The sequence below is a fragment of the Flavobacteriales bacterium genome (assembly GCA_020635395.1).
Taxonomy (GTDB): domain Bacteria; phylum Bacteroidota; class Bacteroidia; order NS11-12g; family UBA9320; genus UBA987.
In genome coordinates this window covers 68,999-85,785 of the sequence record JACJZV010000003.1, presented here as the reverse complement: position 1 = coordinate 85,785, position 16,787 = coordinate 68,999, and the positions used below count along the sequence as shown (strand labels likewise).

The following is a 16,787-nucleotide window of genomic DNA, read 5'->3' as shown; positions in this document are numbered from 1 at the left end:
TATGAAAAATATTATTATAATAACTTGTTTATCAATGCTTTTCATTTCATGTAAACGAGAAAATAAACAAGAAGAAGTACCAACAGAAAGTGAAGCGAATGTACTTGAATTGACGGCAAAACAGATAGAAAACGCCCACGTTAAACTTGGCAAATTGGAATCAAAAAAGCTTCATTCAAAAATTATATCGAATGGCAAATTGATATCTCCTGCCAAAAACAAACTATCGGTATGTATGGCCTATGCCGGTTATCTTACCAAAATGAATTTGTTTGTCGGAAAATCGGTTAAAAAAGGGCAGGTTTTGGCCGAAATTGAAGCACCTCACTATGTACAGTTGCAAGAAGATTATTTGGTGGCAAAAGTGCAGCTTGGCATGTTGCAAAAGGAGTATGTGCGACAAAAGGAACTCAACTCAACGCAGGCTTCCAGCAACAAAGCATTTGAGCAAGCTGAAACTGCATATCGCACTCAACAAATTGCCGCCAAATCATTGGAAGAAAAGTTGAAAATATTAGGTTTAAATCCACAAAATCTTTCGGTAGATAATATCTCAAAAACCATCAGTTTGCGGGCATCATCCGATGGTTTTGTTACCAAAATCAATGCGAACCCGGGTAGCTATTTTAATCCGGAGGATGTATTGTTTGAATTGATTACAGCCAATAGTTCGTATCTATCGTTATCAGTTTTTGAAAAAGATTTAGATAGAATATCCGAAGGTGTTTTGGTGATGGCCTATACCAACAATAACACTCAAAAAAAATATTCGGGAAAGGTGTTTTCTATTAACAAAACCCTTTCTGATCAGGGTGTTGCGGAGGTGCTTTGCGAGCTTCAAAACTCAAACGAACTCACACCCGGAACCTTTATGAATGCCGAAATAGAATCTGGATATGATAATGCATTTGTATTGCCGGAGCAGGCGGTGGTTTTTTATGAAGGCAAACATTACATTTTTGAAAATCAAGGTAATAACCAATTTAAAATGATTGAAATTCAAATCGGGAGTACTTCTGATGGTAAAATTCAGATAATCAATGGTCAACAGTTGATAGATAAGGAGTTTGCCGTAGAAGGAGCGTATGATTTGCTGATGGCTCTAAACAACAGCGATGAAGAATAAAAGGAAGTAATATTCCTTTTTGGTATTGTAAGATTGCTATGGTTATTTTCGCCGCAAAAAATAAAAAGTATGAAAATAGTTGGTGTAATAGGTTCGGGAACAATGGGAAATGGCATTGCACATGTTTTTGCTCAAAATGGGTATCAGGTTAATTTAATTGATATCAAAGATTCGGCATTAGAAAAAGCATTGGCCACCATTGGCAAAAATCTCGACCGACAAATAGCCAAAGGCGTTTTGACAGAGGGTCAAAAAAATGAAACACTTGGAAGAATAACCACTTTTACCAATATGGTGGATGGGGTAAGCAACTGCGATTTGGTGGTGGAAGCGGCCACCGAACAGTTGGAGTTAAAGCTCAAAATTTTTAAAGAAATGGACGATAATTGTCCGGCAGATTGCATTTTGGCTTCCAATACCTCTTCAATTTCTATCACTCAATTGGCAGCCGTTACAAAAAGACCCGAAAAGGTTATTGGAATGCACTTTATGAATCCGGTTCCGGTGATGAAATTGGTAGAAGTTATCAATGGCTACAGCACATCGAAAGAGGTAACAGAAAGCATCATTACCCTTTCAAAAAACATTGGTAAAGTGCCTGCTATGTCCAATGATTATCCTGGTTTTATTGCCAACCGCATTTTGATGCCCATGATTAATGAGGCTATTTACACCTTGTATGAAGGTGTTGGTGGGGTAGAAGAGATAGATACGGTTATGAAATTAGGTATGGCCCACCCAATGGGGCCTTTGCAGTTGGCCGATTTTATTGGTCTTGACGTGTGCAAAGCCATTTTGGAAGTGCTTTACAATGGGTTTGGAAATCAAAAATATGCTCCATGTCCGTTGTTGGTTAATATGGTAAATGCTGGAAAATTAGGCGTAAAATCAGGCGAAGGTTTTTACAATTGGACTCACGGCACCAAAGATTTGGTGGTTAGTCACAGTTTTTGTAAGCCATCGCTTGTAAGTGCCTGTAGATAGAGCCTCACAGAATTAGGGTTATTTTGGAAGTGAAAATACATACTTCAGATTTGCAGAGAATTTGAAGTATGTATTTTAAAGTGAAATAATAGCAATTCTAATGCGGTATTGGCGAATGCTTCTGGTTTTAACTCTTACTTTTCTTCGCAAAATGCCTATGCGTTTTTCTTGTGATATACTCGTTACAGAAACTCCATGATTGTTAAAACTCCAATGGCAACGTGTTGAATATTCATTGCCGTTAATCACATAGTGAAGCCCAATAACGCTGGTATCTCTATTAGGGTTAATGGTTTTTACGTATGCCGACCTGTAAAGTTTTGCTCGGATAGAATCGTTTGTCTGCTTTAATCGATAATACTCTATTCCGGTTTTTAGTGAATCAAAAGAGTTATTGGCAATCATTTCAAAACGATTGATTATCAATGTGTCAGATTTGAGCGAATGAATTTTTTGTATTTCAAGATAGCTACCATTACCGTCATAATCAAATTGTAATACGGAAGAATCGGAAGAGATTTCAAGTGCGAAAGTCATTTGGTAAACCGGATTGGAATAGCAGTAATAGGAAGCTTCTGAAGGAGTATCTTGATGGGTGACTTTTACGTAAAAAAAATCTTTTTGCGAGCCAATAAATGTATCAATAATAACCACCAAATTTCTGCTCTGCGAAAAACCTTTCAAACCAATGCCCGGAGTAATAATTAGAAAGAAGACCAAGTGGATTTTTAAGACTACCAAAATCAATGTGTGATTTGAAAACAATTTAACCGGATAGTCTTGTGTTGAATTCACTAAATTTGCCGCTTCTTCAAAAAAACGAAGATACAACATGACAAATTCATTATCCAAAAATAAAATTTACGGCGAATACAAAGGCTTTGATTTGCCTGCATTTGAAAAAGAAGTTTCAGAATATTGGGCTAAAAATAACATTTTTGAGAAGAGCATTTCCAATAGAAATGGAGCCAAACCGTATGTTTTTTTTGAAGGTCCGCCATCGGCCAATGGTATGCCTGGCATTCATCACGTTATGGCCAGAACCATCAAAGATATCTTTTGTCGATACAAAACGTTGCAAGGTTTTCAGGTACACCGAAAAGCCGGATGGGATACGCACGGTTTGCCCGTAGAATTGGGTGTTGAAAAAGAATTGGGCATAACCAAAGAAGACATTGGCAAAAAAATAACGGTAGAAGAATACAACGAAGCCTGCAAAAAGGCCGTAATGCGATATACCGATATTTGGAATAATTTAACCAAACAAATGGGCTATTGGGTAGATATGGAGCATCCCTATATTACCTATGAACCCAAATATATGGAGAGCGTTTGGTGGTTGCTCAAACAAATTTATGATAAAGGATTGATATATAAAGGATACACCATACAGCCATATTCTCCAAAGGCCGGAACAGGGTTGAGCAGCCATGAGCTAAATCAACCCGGAACGTATCAGGATGTGACCGATACCACCATTGTTGCCCAGTTCAAATACGAAAAAAGAGAAGGAATAAATCCTCCATGGAAAGAAACAAGTGGAGATGTTTTCTTTTTGGCCTGGACAACCACACCGTGGACATTGCCCAGCAATACTGCCTTAACCGTTGGAGAAAATATTGATTATGTACTGGTAAAAACGTTTAATCAATATACCAAACTCCCAATTAAAGTGGTTTTGGCAAAAACATTGGTTGCCAGTCAGTTTTCGGGTGGATTTGAAAAGGTAGAAAATGAAGTTGATTTTGAATCGACTTCGGTAAATAACAAAAAGATACCATATCTAATTCTTGATGAATTTAAAGGTAAAGATTTGGTAGGTTTGCGTTACGAACAATTGCTCAAATATGCTCAACCCTATCAAAAGGCCGAAAATGCCTTTAGAGTAATTTCGGGTGATTTTGTAACTACCGCAGATGGAACGGGAATTGTACACACCGCCCCAACCTTTGGTGCTGATGATGCTAAAGCCGCCAAAAATGCAAAGCCCGAAGTGCCGCCAATGTTGGTGTTGGATGACAATGGAAACCCAATTCCGTTGGTTGATTTGCAAGGAAAATTTACCAAACATGTCGGAGAACATGCAGGGAAGTATGTCAAAAATGAATACTACAACGAGGGCGAAGTTCCAGAAAAATCGGTGGACGTAGAAATTGCTATCCACCTGAAAGAAGAAAATAGAGCCTTTAAAGTTGAGAAATACAAACACAGCTACCCAAATTGTTGGCGGACTGATAAACCTATTTTGTATTATCCACTCGATTCATGGTTTATTAAGGTAACCGATGTGCGGGATAGAATGTATGATTTAAACCAAACCATCAATTGGAAACCGAAAGCAACAGGGGAGGGGCGGTTTGGCAATTGGCTAATAAATGCAAATGATTGGAATTTGTCCCGATCAAGATACTGGGGCATACCGCTACCTATTTGGCGAACAGAGGATGGTTCGGAAGAAATTATAATCGGTTCGGTAGAAGAATTAGTCGGTCAAATCAACAAATCCATTGAGCTTGGAAATATGACTAGCAATCCGTTTGCCCATTTTGAGGTTGGCAATATGAGCGAGGCAAACTATCAGAAAATTGATTTACACAAAAATGTGGTTGACAAAATAGTCTTAACCTCATCTACCGGAAAACCAATGCATCGCGAAAGTGATTTGATAGACGTTTGGTTTGACAGTGGCTCTATGCCTTATGCTCAGTGGCATTATCCATTCGAGAATAAAGAAAAAATTGATCAAAACACCGCTTTTCCTGCCGACTATATTGCCGAAGGAGTTGACCAAACCCGCGGTTGGTTTTATACGCTTCATGCCATCGGCACCATGGTTTTTGATTCGGTGGCATATAAAAATGTTGTTTCTAACGGCTTGGTGCTTGATAAAAACGGCAATAAAATGTCGAAACGCTTGGGCAATACAGTTGACCCATTTAAAACGATGGACTCATTTGGGGCCGATATTGTGAGGTGGTATATGCTTACAAATGCCTCGCCATGGGACAATTTGAAATTTGATGAAGCCGGGTTGGATGAAACCAAAAGGAAGTTTTTTGGAACCCTTTATAACGTTTATTCATTCTTTGCTTTGTATGCCAATATTGATGGATTTAAGGCCAATGAAAAAATTGAATCAACAGATTGGCAGGAAATTGACCGATGGATTATTTCAAAACTCAACAGCTTGATAGCCGAAGTGCAGGATGCAATGGATGATTATGAACCTACAAAGGCCACCAGAGCTATTGAAGAATTTGTGACAGACCATTTGAGCAACTGGTACATTCGGCTTTGCAGAAAACGATTTTGGAAAAACGACAATCCAAAAGACAAAGAAGCAGCCTACCAAGTTTTATATACCTGTTTACATGATATTTCGGTTTTAATGGCTTCTTTTTCACCGTTTTATGCAGATAAACTTTATGTAGATTTGACAGGGGGTAAAGAAAAAGAGTCAGTTCATTTAGCAGATTTTCCGGTGTTTACCACGGCACTCATAAACAAAGATTTGGAGCAAAAAATGCTACTCGCTCAAAGATTAACCTCCATGGTATTGGCCATTCGCAAAAAAGAAATGGTTAAAGTACGTCAACCCCTTCAAAAACTGCTTATTCCGATACAAAATGATGAGATTAAAAATCAAATTTTGTCTGTAACGGAAATAATAAAACAAGAAGTTAATATCAAAGAAATTGAGTTTTTGACAGCCGATAGCTCAATTCAGATTGTGCAAGAAGCCAAGCCTAATTTTAAACAACTTGGTCCCAAAGCCGGAGCCAACATGAAATTTATCGCAGAAGCCTGCAAGGCATTATCGCAAGAAGATATAGCCGCTCTTCAGGGTAATGGTTCAATAGAACTGCATCTATCCAATGGCAGCACATTTGAGCTGGCTTTGGAAGATGTTCAAATTGCATCTACAGACATGCCGGGTTGGCAGGTGGTGAGCGAAAATGGGTTAACTGTGGCGTTAGACATGACCATTACCGAACAACTTGAGCTGGAAGGTTTGGCCAGAGAATTGGTAAATAAAATTCAAAACCTCCGTAAAATCAAAGACTTACAGGTTACGGATAAAATTGTGGTGGAGCTCCAATCGATGCCTAAAATTAATATGGCAATCGATGAGTTTAATGATTATATTCGCGGCGAAATTTTAGCTGCCTCTATTGAGGTTTTTGATGTAGTGCAGAGCGAGGACGAAGTTGAAATTAATGAATTTAAGTTACGAGTAAATATTCATAAGGCTTAATAAACTGTTATGAGTGAACAAGAAAAAACAAGATACTCTGATGCGGAATTGGAAGAATTCAAAGAGTTAATCGAAAAAAAATTAGCCGATGCGAAAGAAGAGTTGAACAACCTTATTAAATCTTTGCAAAGCGAAAACGAAAATGGCACCGATGATACAGGTAGTTCTTACAAAACTATGGAAGACGGTTCATCTACCTTGCAAAAAGAGAGTATATCGCAAATGGCAGCTCGATTGAAAAAATATGTATTCAATTTAGAGGCGGCATTAGTACGAATTAAAAATCGGACTTATGGAATTTGTCGCGTTACTGGAAACCTTATTTCAAAAGAGCGATTAAAAGCAGTGCCTCATACCACACAAAGTATGGCCGCCAAAGTAAATCAATACAGATAATTGGAACAAGAAATAAAAAAAGGTCTTTTTGGCAAATTTGTTCTTGCCATTTTTGTGGTTCTTCTAATATTAAGTGCAGACCAGTTTTTAAAATTTTGGGTAAAAACCAATATGGTTTTGGGAGAAAATGGAGAAATACCAGTTATAGCCAATTGGTTTAAACTACATTTTACCGAAAACGATGGTATGGCTTTTGGGCTAACCTTTGGCAGACCGGATGGAAAAGGAAAACTTTTTCTAACTCTTTTTCGGTTAGTTGCAGTTTCTGGTATCATTTATTACCTTATTCATCAAATTAGAAATGGAGCAAAAAAGGGAACCATTATTCTAATTGCACTCATCCTTGCCGGAGCATTAGGCAATATTATTGACAGCGTTTTCTACGGTTTGTGGTTTACCCAAAGTCATGTGTTTGGCCTACCCGCAGAGTGGGCCGTTGATGGAAACAATTATGGAAAACTGTTTTACGGAAAAGTGGTAGATATGTTTTATTTCCCCCTTTTTCAAGGCACCTACCCAAGTTGGTTTCCTGTGGTTGGCGGGCAGCCTTTTACTTTTTTTAGTGCTATATTTAATCTGGCAGATGCTTCCATAAGCATTGGACTTATATCTATTCTTGTTTTTAAACGAGAATTGTTTGGAAATTCTTCCATTGTTCTTAATTCTGAATCAAAAGATACCGAAATGGAAGAATTTGGACAGGATACATTGACCGAGGAAACAAAATAATTAAAAATTAATCCATTAAGTTTTTGAAGTACGTTGGGTATTTATAAATTTGCCCCATACTTATAAAAAGTAGTAATATTTAAAAAAAAGATCGAAATGAGAAAACTTTCACTATTAATTGCCGCTTTTGCTTTATCGTTTGGTATGGCAAACGCACAGAACGGATTGCCTGCTAATGCAACACCGGGTAAGTGTTACGCAAAGTGTTACATTCCAGATCAGTGGAAAACTGAAACGGAAAGAGTTATGGTTAAAGAAGCTAGTACAAAACAAGTTGCTGTTCCTGCAAAATTTGAAACAAGAACAGAAAGAGTTTTAGTAAAAGAAGCTTCTAAAAAATTAACTGTAATTCCAGCTAAATACGAAACTAGAACAGAGCGTATTTTGGTAAAAGAAGCTTCTAAAAAAATTCAAACAATTCCTGCTCGTTACGAAACAAGAACTGAGCGTGTTTTGGTAGAAGAAGCTACAACAAAATGGGAAAAACAAAAAGATGCAATGTGTCGCTCAGAAAATACTGACGATTGTATCGTTTGGTGTATGGTAGAAGTTCCTGCTCAGTACAAAACGGTTACAAAACAAGTATTGGTTGAAGCTGCTAAAACAGTTGAAGTTGAAATTCCTGCCGAGTACAAAACTGTTACAAAACAAGTAATGGTAGAAGCCGCTAAAACAGTAGAAGTTGAAATTCCTGCTGAGTACAGCACTATTACAAAACAAGTTCAAGTTTCTGCTGCGACTGTTAGCACTGTAGAAGTTCCTGCCGAATACTCTACTGTAACTAAAAGAGTTTTGGTTAAAGCTGGAGGTATGGACGAATACAGAGAAGTTGTTTGTAATAAAAACATTACCAATGATTTGGTTCGTCAGGTGCAAATGGCTCTTATGGCCAAAGGTTATGATGTAGGTCCAGCAAGAGCTGACAACATCATGGGTAAAGACACAAAAAATGCTTTGATTAAATATCAGCAAGACAACGGGTTGCCAGTTGGAAACCTTAACAAAGAAACCTTGAAACATTTAGGTATTGCTGAAAGATACTGGAACTAATTACTATTGGTTCTTCAAAAAAAAAAACACCGATTTATTCGGTGTTTTTTTTTGCTTCTTTTTAAGAATTTTTTTTCCGCTTCCAACGCTTGTGCGTCCAAAGCCAATATTCTGGTAAATCTTTAATCTGTTTTTCCAACATTGAGGTATGTTTTTGGGTTATGAATTCTAGAGGTTCTACAGATGGATTATCGCTAATTAAATCCATTTTAAAAGAATAATAACCTCTTTTAACCTTACTAATGGCACCAAAAATTACCGGATAGTTATACAGCTTGGCAAATCGTTCGGTGCCCGTGGCCACCGCAGTTTCTTGATTTAAAAAGTCCATCCAATATACCGTTTTGCTATGCGTCGGACTTTGGTCGGCACCAAAAATGGTTACCGTATTCTTATGACTTTCGTTCAAAAAGTAACTCGAAGTTTCGCGAGTTGAAACAAGCCTTAGACCATATTTTCCGCGAGATTGAAGCATGATTCTATTAAAGAAATCGTTTTTAAGTTTGGAATACAATCCAACAGCTTGAAGTTCAATTTGCTGGCTAATTCCCACCGCCAAAATTTCCCAGTTATTGTAATGACCACCAACCAAAATAACAGATTGATTGTTGCGGGCATACTGATTTATTAACTCCGGATTTTGGATAGTAAAACGTTTATTTATTTCTTTTTTGGAAATGCTGAATAGTTTTACGCTTTCCACAATCAAGTCGCAAAAATGGCGATAGAATTTTTTTTCGATGCTTCTACGTTCTTGTTGATTTTTTGCTGGAAATGAATTGCACAAATTGGTTCGAACCACTTTTTTTCGATAGCCAACCAAATAGTAAATTACAAAATAAAGAATATCCGATAATCGATAAAGCACCCAAAACGGCATAAACGAAATCGGCTTGATTATAAAATAGTATAAAATCTTACTGAGCATTAGGCAGCCAATCTACACCGCATTTACAAATCAAGCAAACCTTCCGGCAAATTCATGGTAAGTATTTTTGATTTATGATCAAACGAATGGATAAATTCTTCCACCAATGGTATCAGGCACTCTTTTGATTGATATTCCAATTTTAAAATGGGATGTGCCGGATTTTCTATGACTTCTTCAATAATACCAATTTTGCCCTTTTCTACATCTACCACAGCATATCCCTCTACAAAAAGAGCCTCATTCTGATCTTCGGTTCCGGTCATAAATAGTTGCTGCCCTTGAATAAGCTGTGCTTCTTCAAATGTGTTTACATCATAGAATTTTACTACATACGGGTTAGAACCTGAAATGGATTCAATAAAAAAAGGAACCGGTTTTTGATTGATTAACAAAAACAACGGTTCCTTAAAATCTATTTCTTCGATAAATTCTACTCTCAACAAACCTTCATAGCTGTGGGTTTTGTTGATTTTACCCACCAACATAAGTGGATGAGCAGAAAATATCATTTAATGTAAATTATTCCTCAGTTGAAGTTTCTTCAGACGAAGTCTCTGGGGCAGTTTCTTCGGCTGTATCTTCTACAACTTCTTCGGTGGTTTCTTCTGCTACTTCCTCTGCAAGAGGTGAATTTTTTGCCAAAATAGCTTTTTCACGCTCTTCCCGAACTTTTGCCTCACGATCTAAAGCTTCTTTTTTAGCAGCCTCTTTAGCGTCCGCCAATCGGTCACGTTTTCCTTGAATGCGGCCTTCTTTTTGGTCTAACCAATCTTGAAATTTTGTTTCAACTTCTTCAACCGGAAATGCACCTATGGCAGCTCCTTTTAATAGGTGATGTTTATACAACACACCTCTGTAGCTCAAAATGGCTCTAACCGTGTCTGTTGGTTGAGCACCGTTTTGCAGCCATTGCACTGATTTGTCAAGGTCAAGGTCGATTGTTGCCGGGTTGGTGTTCGGATTGTACGAACCAACTCTTTCAATAAATCTACCGTCTCTTGGAGCACGTGCATCCGCCGCCACAATGTAGTAAAAAGGCTTTGATTTTCGCCCTTTTCTAACTAATCTTAATTTTACTGACATAAATCTTTTATTAATTCCCGGAGTCTCCAAATCCGGGGCGGCAAAAGTCGTTTTTTTGTTTTAGAAAAACAAGGATTGTTTTGGCTTAAATAGGAGAGAAGTATTATTGGTACTCGAATTTTGGGAAAGCAACTATCCGATTGTTTTTTGTATCGAAAAGAACAACCGAAATGTAATGCGTGCTTTCATTTTTTATTTCCACTCCATTTTTCGTAGCATTCATTTTATCGGATGAGTTTGGTTTTAACTCAAAAATAGTCTTGAATAATGACAAACTGTCGTTAATATTTAGTTCCCACTCGTTAAAACTATGGTTTGAATAATCTTTGGGTTGAATTTAACCTTTGGCTGAACGGGAGTGAATATATGCTTTAAGTTATCGGAAATGTATAGGTGATTGAAAACCTCCAATGTATCTCCATACTGAACAGCAGAAGTAGAACCAGGGGAAGCAAAGCGAGGTGTCGTTCTTTCGAAACTATCAATTAATTTTTGGTTATGAAAAACTTTAATTTTGCAGACATTAAAGGTTTCGCAATCAAAATCAATTTCGTAAAGTTCTTTAGAAAATACTTTAAACTGTTCCGAAAAAAAGAAAGTATCGCCTAAAGAGTATCTTCTAATTGTTGTATGTGCAATAAGCCTTATTCCGTTGCTGCTTAGTGCTACACAATTTCCATATTTTAGTTTTCTACCTAAATCTTTGTTTTTCAGTGGTTTAAAACCGTTGTACCTCAAATAAATACAAGTATCTGAGTTGCCAACTACGGTGTACGAGCCTGGTATTTTAATTATTTCGCCTGTTTTTTTATTGATTATTAATGACTTATGGCTTGGAATATACACATTAATAAATACAAAATACTTGGCATTTGTGTAGTCGGCTCGCAGAAAAGTATCGGTAAAAATCAGTTGTGAATCGGCATTGTTTTTAATTTCTAAATAGCAATTACGATTAAGAAAATTTTCTGTAAAAATAGCCGTTTTGTCAAAAATAAAAAACTCTTTTTTCACAATAAAATCCGGTTGATGCAACTTGTTGGTGTCAATTTTTAAGAAATAATTGCCCAATGAATCAGAAACCAAGTCCACCATGTCGCTGTAGAAATCAACTTCGTTTAGAAACTCAGGTTTTGGTTGCATGTAAGCCTCTTCCCAAGAACACTGCCCAAACAGATTTAATTGACCAACAAGTAAAGATAAAATAGCCAGCGTTTTAGTTAGATTCATATTTTTTGGTTTTCTAAGATTACCTTCAACAACATTTCCAACGCCAAATTCGCTGAGCGTTCGATGTTTTGTATGCGGTCGCCACCAAGATGATGCACTTTGCTGATAATCTCATTTTGGGTAGCCACGGCCATCCAAACCGTGCCAACAGGCTTATCCTCGGTGCCGCCACTTGGACCGGCAATACCCGAAATGGCTACGCCGTACGTCGCATTCATTTTTTGTCGTACCGATGCGGCCATTTTTTCAACCACTTCCTGGCTTACAGCTCCTTGTTTCCAAAGCATATCACTATCAACGCCCAATTGTTCGGTTTTATTTTCGTACGAATAGGTTACCACCGAACCCGGAAAATAAGTAGAACTGCCCGGAACGGAGGTAATTAAATGTGCCAAATAACCTCCGGTACAACTTTCGGCAAGGGATACGGTTTCGCCGTTATCCCTGAGCATCCTACCAACAACTTCTGCCACAGTTTCGCCTTCATCAGAAATTATAGCATCGCCCAAAATGTTCTTTATTTTATTGGCAGCCATTTTTACTTCGCTTTGTAAATGCTTTTCGTTGTTGCCTTTGGCAGTAATTCTCAGCCGAACAGAGCGGTAATGCGGCAAGTAGGCTAATTTTAATTCGTTAGGCAAATTGTCCTCAATGTCGCTTATTTGTTGGCTTATTTCTGATTCGGGAAAGCCCAACACCATCAATGTTTTGTGCAAAACCACATCGTTCGATAAATTGTTGATTTTGGGAAAAACCTGATTGGTTAAAATTTCTTTCATTTCGTAAGGCACTCCGGGCAAACTGATCAAAATGCCTCGCGGGGTATCAAACCACATTCCTGGGGCTGTTCCAAATGTATTGAAAAGCGGTATGCAATTGGCCGGAACATAAGCCTGCAACTTGTTTACCTCCGAAACCTCTCGGTTTAGCCTTTTAAAAATTTTGGAAACGTGCTGAAATGTTGGCTCATGAAAAACCAATTCTGTGCTGAAATAGGTACAAAGTGTGTGTTTGGTAATATCGTCTTTTGTGGGTCCCAAACCTCCGGTCATTATTACCAAATCAGCTCGGTTGAGCGATTCGTCTATGGCCGAAATAATTTCAGATTTCGAGTCGGAAATACTGATTATTCGATTTATTTCCCAACCATGCATATTTAGGTTTTGACCTATCCATGCGGAGTTGGTGTCAACTATTTGACCAATTAAAATTTCGTCGCCAATGGTAATTATTTCTGCTTTCAAACCGATGCAAAGATAGGTTGATGGAGCAAGAAATGTTATCAGACTTTATATTTGCCAAAAATTAATATTGATGCGAAAACTCATTTTTGTTTCGGTTCTTTTGGCGGTAATTTCTTGCGGAAATTCCTATAAGAAAGTCATTAAATCGTTGGATTTAGAAAAAGGTTTATATGCCGAACTGATGACTTCCAAAGGAAATATTTACATAAAATTAGAACCTGAACTTGCACCGGTAACCACCGCAAATTTTGTAGGATTGGCCGAAGGTAGTATCGAAAATACCATCAAAAAACTGGGTGAACCATTTTTTGACGGACTTACTTTTCATCGGGTGGTTCCGGGTTTTGTTATTCAAGGCGGAGACCCTCTTGGCAATGGAGCGGGGGGGCCGGGGTATCGATTTGGCACAGAAGTTTCGCCAAAATTAAAGCATTACAAAGAAGGAACCGTGGCCATGGCCAACAGCGGTGTGAACACCAACGGCAGCCAATTTTATATAACCATGGGAGCAACCGAGCATTTGGACGGGGCGTACAATGTATTTGGATATGTTATAAAGGGAATGGATGTGGTAAAAAGCATTACAGTGGGTGATAAGATAGAAAAGGTAAACATCATCAGAGTGGGTAAAACAGCAAAAAAATTTGATGCTGCAAGTCAAATGATTAAACTTCCATAATCTTGATTTTTAAAGAAGAAATTAGCATAAAAGGCTCAGGCAAACGTCCAATAACGTTTGATGTGAACTATAATCCGGAAATGCGAAATATGCCCATCGCATTGTTTTGTCATGGCTTTAAAGGTTTTAAAGATTGGGGAGCTTGGAATTTGGTTGCCGAAAAAATGGCAGAGGCTGGCATTTTTTTCATCAAAATGAATTTTTCTCACAATGGAGTGTCTGTCAAAAATCTTAACGATATTTCGGATGCAGAGGCTTTTGCCGAAAATACCTTCAGCCTTGAGTTGGATGATTTAGGCCTTGTGTTGGATTGGATTTGCAAAGACAATGAGGAGTATAAGTATTATTTTAATCCCGAAAACATTAGTGTGATTGGCCACAGTCGTGGGGCACCTATATGTTTGCTAAAATCCATTGAGGATGATAGAATTGGAAAGGTAATTACATGGGCAGGTGCTTTCAATCTCGGCAAATTTGTTGAAATGGAAGACGATGCCGCTTGGCAAGAAAGGGGTTTTGTAGAAGTAAAAAATGCACGAACAGGTGATGTGTACCCAATAAATTATTCATTCCGAAAAGATTATCTCGACCATGCGGAAAGGCTGAATTTGGCTAAACGAATTGCTGATTTTGATCAAGAATTAATGCTTATACACGGCAAAGATGACGAGACTGCACCAATATCGAACAGTCGAAAGATTCATGAATTTGTAAAGCATTCGGTTTATTTAGAAACCAACGGTAATCATACGTTCGGTTCGAGTCATCCGTGGACTTCCGAAAATTTACCAACCGATTTGTTAAAAGTGATGGACGAAACTTCAGAATTTGTGCTGCTGGAGTGATGAATTGATAATCGTGGGATTTAGATCTCGGTTTATGTCGAAATTCTCAGTTGGTTTCCATATTCGACTGTTTATCGGGAGTAAATATCATAATAAGATTTTGTGCTATAATGATATTTTTTCAAAAAGCATAATAACAACTTTTACCATTATGATATTTACAAATTAATCATAATTAGGCCATTCCCTATTGTAAATATTGGTTTCATATAAAACCCTCGATAAGTTTTAAGTTTTCGTACAATATTTCTAACTAATAAATGATATCCGTTTCGTAAATTCGACTTTCAATGGAAAACCCCAGATATATATCACATTCCCAATTTGCTTTTTATTTAGTTTATTTCATTTCAATGCTCTCATTGGGATTGTTAGCCATTGAAACAGTTAAAGATGAGAAATTTTGGATAATGAACTCAGGATTAATGCTAATAGAAATTTTATTCTTTTATCTCTGGTTGGATTCTGATGCGGGCGTTTATTTAAAATTTTTAGAAAAAAATAAATACAAATCGTTTGAAATTTTGGATAGCAATAATAAACCGAGTAAGAAATTTCCGATGTGGATTTACTTGATTATCAATTTTTTGTATATTATTTCTATTTGGAATTTTGGTTCGGATAACGGAAACGACCTTCGGTTAATTTTTAGCTTTAATGCTTCATTCTTCTTTGTCCCGCTTGCCTCAATGAAGCTCATTGAATTAAAATACGGGCATCAGTTCTCGGACAAGTTTATCATCGCAGAAAAATTTTGTTACATTCACTTAAATCGAACTAAGCATAAATTCATCATGGTATCAATCAATCGCGATGCTAAAAATTATACGGCAACAATAGAAAATAAAAAAACTGGAAAGAAACATATTTGCTTGCTCAACCAAAAAGAAATGGAACGGTTTATGGCACGTATTGTTGAATGCGATATAACCTACAGTTTCCCAAATCAATAAAACTGATTCCAACCAATTATTTATTAAACAACAAGTTGAAATAAAACTTGGGGTCTTTAAACTTTTTTCGGAGATCAACATTTTCAAACATCGAGGTTAAAAGTTCTCTAAAAGCAGCACTTTTATGCCCCTTGTTTGCCACAAAATTGAATAACCATGGGTATTTTACCATCTTTTGAAGTTGATGACTAATGTTTAGCTCCGGCCCCAAATGTTTGTAAACCAATTGGGTATATTCGTTTAAGTTTTCTATAGAAAAATCATTTCTCACAATGGCTTTGGCTGCCACGTCGGTGGCATATTTGGCACTAATCATGGCATTGCCAATACCTTCTCCGGTAAATGGGTCAATCAAAGATGCAGCGTCTCCGCAAAACAAAATCCGGTTGTGGGCAAGTTCTCTTTTCTTTGAGCCCAACGGAAGCCCCCAACCTTTTACCGACTCTAATGGTTTAGCATTTTTAAACCGTTTGCTTATTTCAGGGTGGTTTTCAATAATGTTTTTTAATTCGCTTTTTAGGTTGATTTTGTTTTTGGAAACGGCATCTGTCAACATGCCTATGCCCACATTAGCACGGTTGTTGGTCATCGGAAAAATCCAGAAATAGCCGGGCAAAACATTTTTTATAAAATGCAATTCAATATACCCTTCCTCGCTCAATCCGGCCACATTTTCGTAGTATTGTCTTAGTCCCGCACAGTGGTGTTTATGCTCCAATTCAAAGCCAAAATTTCGGGCAATGGGAGAGTGGGCTCCGCTGCAATCAACAATCAGGTCGGCGGTTATTGATTGGCCATTTTTTAAATTAATGGTACAATTATCTGTAATTTCAATTTTCTCTACCTCTGTGTCAAACAATGGTGTGCAATGGTTTGATTTTGTGTTTTCTACCAATAAATTATCGAAATCAAAGCGGGTAGAAATAAACCCTGGGGGGTATTGAATTTTTTCTTTGTTGGTTGTGAAAGGAATGTTTAGTCTCTTTCCGTTAGGGGCAATAAAACTTATTCCCCAGCTTGGCAAAAAGGTTTTGGATGTTTCTGCAATTTGTTTTACCACGTCAGGTTTTACTCGGTTGAGTGCATAAACCACTTTTCCGCTAAGTGCATCGCCACATATCTTGTCACGCGGAAAAGTAGCCTTGTCAATCAAAATATGATTGATTTTTTTTGAGGTAAGCCCCATGGAAACAGTCGCTCCCGCAGGGCCGGCACCAAGTATTGCAATAGGGTAATGATTAAAACTCACTATTCGCTCTCACTTTTTTTGAGCGGCAAAGTT

Annotated in this window: 16 protein-coding genes; 9 read left to right on the top strand and 7 right to left on the bottom strand. The window is 37.5% G+C overall.

Annotated elements, in window-relative coordinates:
* Nucleotides 1–34 precede the first annotated feature (34 nt).
* Entirely contained in the window at nucleotides 35–1,126 is a 1,092-nt protein-coding gene (locus H6607_09715) for an efflux RND transporter periplasmic adaptor subunit (GenBank protein MCB9262638.1), read from the top strand.
* A 69-nt stretch (nucleotides 1,127–1,195) separates the two neighbouring features.
* A complete protein-coding gene (locus H6607_09710; GenBank protein MCB9262637.1) occupies nucleotides 1,196–2,110 on the top strand; it encodes a 3-hydroxybutyryl-CoA dehydrogenase in 915 nt (304 codons plus the stop codon).
* A 75-nt stretch (nucleotides 2,111–2,185) separates the two neighbouring features.
* Here the strand turns inward: H6607_09710 and H6607_09705 are convergent, their stop codons facing one another.
* Nucleotides 2,186–2,905 carry a hypothetical protein gene (locus H6607_09705; GenBank protein ID MCB9262636.1) on the bottom strand — a complete coding sequence of 240 codons (720 nt, stop codon included), beginning with the start codon at nucleotides 2,903–2,905 and terminating at the stop codon, nucleotides 2,186–2,188.
* Nucleotides 2,906–2,942: 37 nt separating this feature from the next.
* On the opposite strand from H6607_09705, the gene H6607_09700 reads away from it, so the two are divergent.
* The 4 genes from H6607_09700 (at nucleotide 2,943) to H6607_09685 (ending at nucleotide 8,540) form a co-directional block, all read left to right on the top strand.
* Nucleotides 2,943–6,365 carry an isoleucine--tRNA ligase gene (locus H6607_09700; protein ID MCB9262635.1) on the top strand — a complete coding sequence of 1,141 codons (3,423 nt, stop codon included), beginning with the start codon at nucleotides 2,943–2,945 and terminating at the stop codon, nucleotides 6,363–6,365.
* A 9-nt stretch (nucleotides 6,366–6,374) separates the two neighbouring features.
* On the top strand, nucleotides 6,375–6,761 hold the full coding sequence (locus H6607_09695) for a TraR/DksA family transcriptional regulator (GenBank protein ID MCB9262634.1): 387 nt from the start codon (nucleotides 6,375–6,377) through the stop codon (nucleotides 6,759–6,761).
* Between the two features lie 12 nt (nucleotides 6,762–6,773).
* Nucleotides 6,774–7,490 carry a lipoprotein signal peptidase gene (locus H6607_09690; GenBank protein MCB9262633.1) on the top strand — a complete coding sequence of 239 codons (717 nt, stop codon included), beginning with the start codon at nucleotides 6,774–6,776 and terminating at the stop codon, nucleotides 7,488–7,490.
* Nucleotides 7,491–7,586: 96 nt separating this feature from the next.
* The gene (locus H6607_09685) at nucleotides 7,587–8,540 is read left to right on the top strand and encodes a peptidoglycan-binding protein (GenBank protein MCB9262632.1); all 954 of its coding nucleotides are present in this window, start codon (nucleotides 7,587–7,589) and stop codon (nucleotides 8,538–8,540) included.
* Between the two features lie 61 nt (nucleotides 8,541–8,601).
* Here H6607_09685 and H6607_09680 read toward each other — a convergent pair whose 3' ends face one another.
* The 5 genes from H6607_09680 to H6607_09660 form a co-directional block, all read right to left on the bottom strand.
* Complete coding sequence (locus H6607_09680; GenBank protein MCB9262631.1) at nucleotides 8,602–9,468, bottom strand: hypothetical protein; 867 nt, start codon at nucleotides 9,466–9,468, stop codon at nucleotides 8,602–8,604.
* Between the two features lie 23 nt (nucleotides 9,469–9,491).
* Entirely contained in the window at nucleotides 9,492–9,980 is a 489-nt protein-coding gene (locus tag H6607_09675; GenBank protein ID MCB9262630.1) for a hypothetical protein, read from the bottom strand.
* A 10-nt stretch (nucleotides 9,981–9,990) separates the two neighbouring features.
* On the bottom strand, nucleotides 9,991–10,554 hold the full coding sequence (locus tag H6607_09670) for a 30S ribosomal protein S16 (GenBank protein ID MCB9262629.1): 564 nt from the start codon (nucleotides 10,552–10,554) through the stop codon (nucleotides 9,991–9,993).
* A gap of 288 nt (nucleotides 10,555–10,842) precedes the next feature.
* Complete coding sequence (locus tag H6607_09665) at nucleotides 10,843–11,784, bottom strand: hypothetical protein (protein ID MCB9262628.1); 942 nt, start codon at nucleotides 11,782–11,784, stop codon at nucleotides 10,843–10,845.
* On the bottom strand, nucleotides 11,781–13,028 hold the full coding sequence (locus H6607_09660) for a competence/damage-inducible protein A (protein MCB9262627.1): 1,248 nt from the start codon (nucleotides 13,026–13,028) through the stop codon (nucleotides 11,781–11,783). Before H6607_09660 ends, H6607_09665 begins: the two co-directional genes overlap by 4 nt.
* A gap of 70 nt (nucleotides 13,029–13,098) precedes the next feature.
* Between H6607_09660 and H6607_09655 the strand changes: the two genes are divergently transcribed.
* The 3 genes from H6607_09655 to H6607_09645 all read left to right on the top strand — a co-directional run bounded on the left by H6607_09655 (nucleotide 13,099) and on the right by H6607_09645 (nucleotide 15,505).
* The gene (locus H6607_09655) at nucleotides 13,099–13,707 is read left to right on the top strand and encodes a peptidylprolyl isomerase (GenBank protein MCB9262626.1); all 609 of its coding nucleotides are present in this window, start codon (nucleotides 13,099–13,101) and stop codon (nucleotides 13,705–13,707) included.
* 2 nt (nucleotides 13,708–13,709) lie between these two features.
* A complete protein-coding gene (locus H6607_09650) occupies nucleotides 13,710–14,552 on the top strand; it encodes an alpha/beta hydrolase (protein MCB9262625.1) in 843 nt (280 codons plus the stop codon).
* A 410-nt stretch (nucleotides 14,553–14,962) separates the two neighbouring features.
* Nucleotides 14,963–15,505 (top strand): hypothetical protein, encoded by a 543-nt coding sequence (locus H6607_09645; protein MCB9262624.1) that lies wholly within the window; start codon nucleotides 14,963–14,965, stop codon nucleotides 15,503–15,505.
* A 16-nt stretch (nucleotides 15,506–15,521) separates the two neighbouring features.
* On the opposite strand, the gene H6607_09640 is transcribed toward H6607_09645, so the two are convergent.
* Nucleotides 15,522–16,754, bottom strand: coding sequence for a geranylgeranyl reductase family protein (locus H6607_09640; protein MCB9262623.1), 1,233 nt, complete (start codon nucleotides 16,752–16,754; stop codon nucleotides 15,522–15,524).
* Nucleotides 16,755–16,787: the final 33 nt, after the last annotated feature.

What these genes read in the sequence shown, in the direction of transcription:
- H6607_09715 (MCB9262638.1), top strand. Translation starts at nt 35, where the DNA reads ATGCTTTTCATTTCATGTAAACGAGAAAATAAACAAGAAGAAGTACCA.
- H6607_09710 (MCB9262637.1), top strand. Translation starts at nt 1,196, where the DNA reads ATGAAAATAGTTGGTGTAATAGGTTCGGGAACAATGGGAAATGGCATT.
- H6607_09700 (MCB9262635.1), top strand. Translation starts at nt 2,943, where the DNA reads ATGACAAATTCATTATCCAAAAATAAAATTTACGGCGAATACAAAGGC.
- H6607_09695 (MCB9262634.1), top strand. Translation starts at nt 6,375, where the DNA reads ATGAGTGAACAAGAAAAAACAAGATACTCTGATGCGGAATTGGAAGAA.
- H6607_09685 (MCB9262632.1), top strand. Translation starts at nt 7,587, where the DNA reads ATGAGAAAACTTTCACTATTAATTGCCGCTTTTGCTTTATCGTTTGGT.
- H6607_09680 (MCB9262631.1), bottom strand. Translation starts at nt 9,468, where the DNA reads ATGCTCAGTAAGATTTTATACTATTTTATAATCAAGCCGATTTCGTTT.
- H6607_09675 (MCB9262630.1), bottom strand. Translation starts at nt 9,980, where the DNA reads ATGATATTTTCTGCTCATCCACTTATGTTGGTGGGTAAAATCAACAAA.
- H6607_09670 (MCB9262629.1), bottom strand. Translation starts at nt 10,554, where the DNA reads ATGTCAGTAAAATTAAGATTAGTTAGAAAAGGGCGAAAATCAAAGCCT.
- H6607_09665 (MCB9262628.1), bottom strand. Translation starts at nt 11,784, where the DNA reads ATGAATCTAACTAAAACGCTGGCTATTTTATCTTTACTTGTTGGTCAA.
- H6607_09655 (MCB9262626.1), top strand. Translation starts at nt 13,099, where the DNA reads ATGCGAAAACTCATTTTTGTTTCGGTTCTTTTGGCGGTAATTTCTTGC.
- H6607_09645 (MCB9262624.1), top strand. Translation starts at nt 14,963, where the DNA reads ATGAACTCAGGATTAATGCTAATAGAAATTTTATTCTTTTATCTCTGG.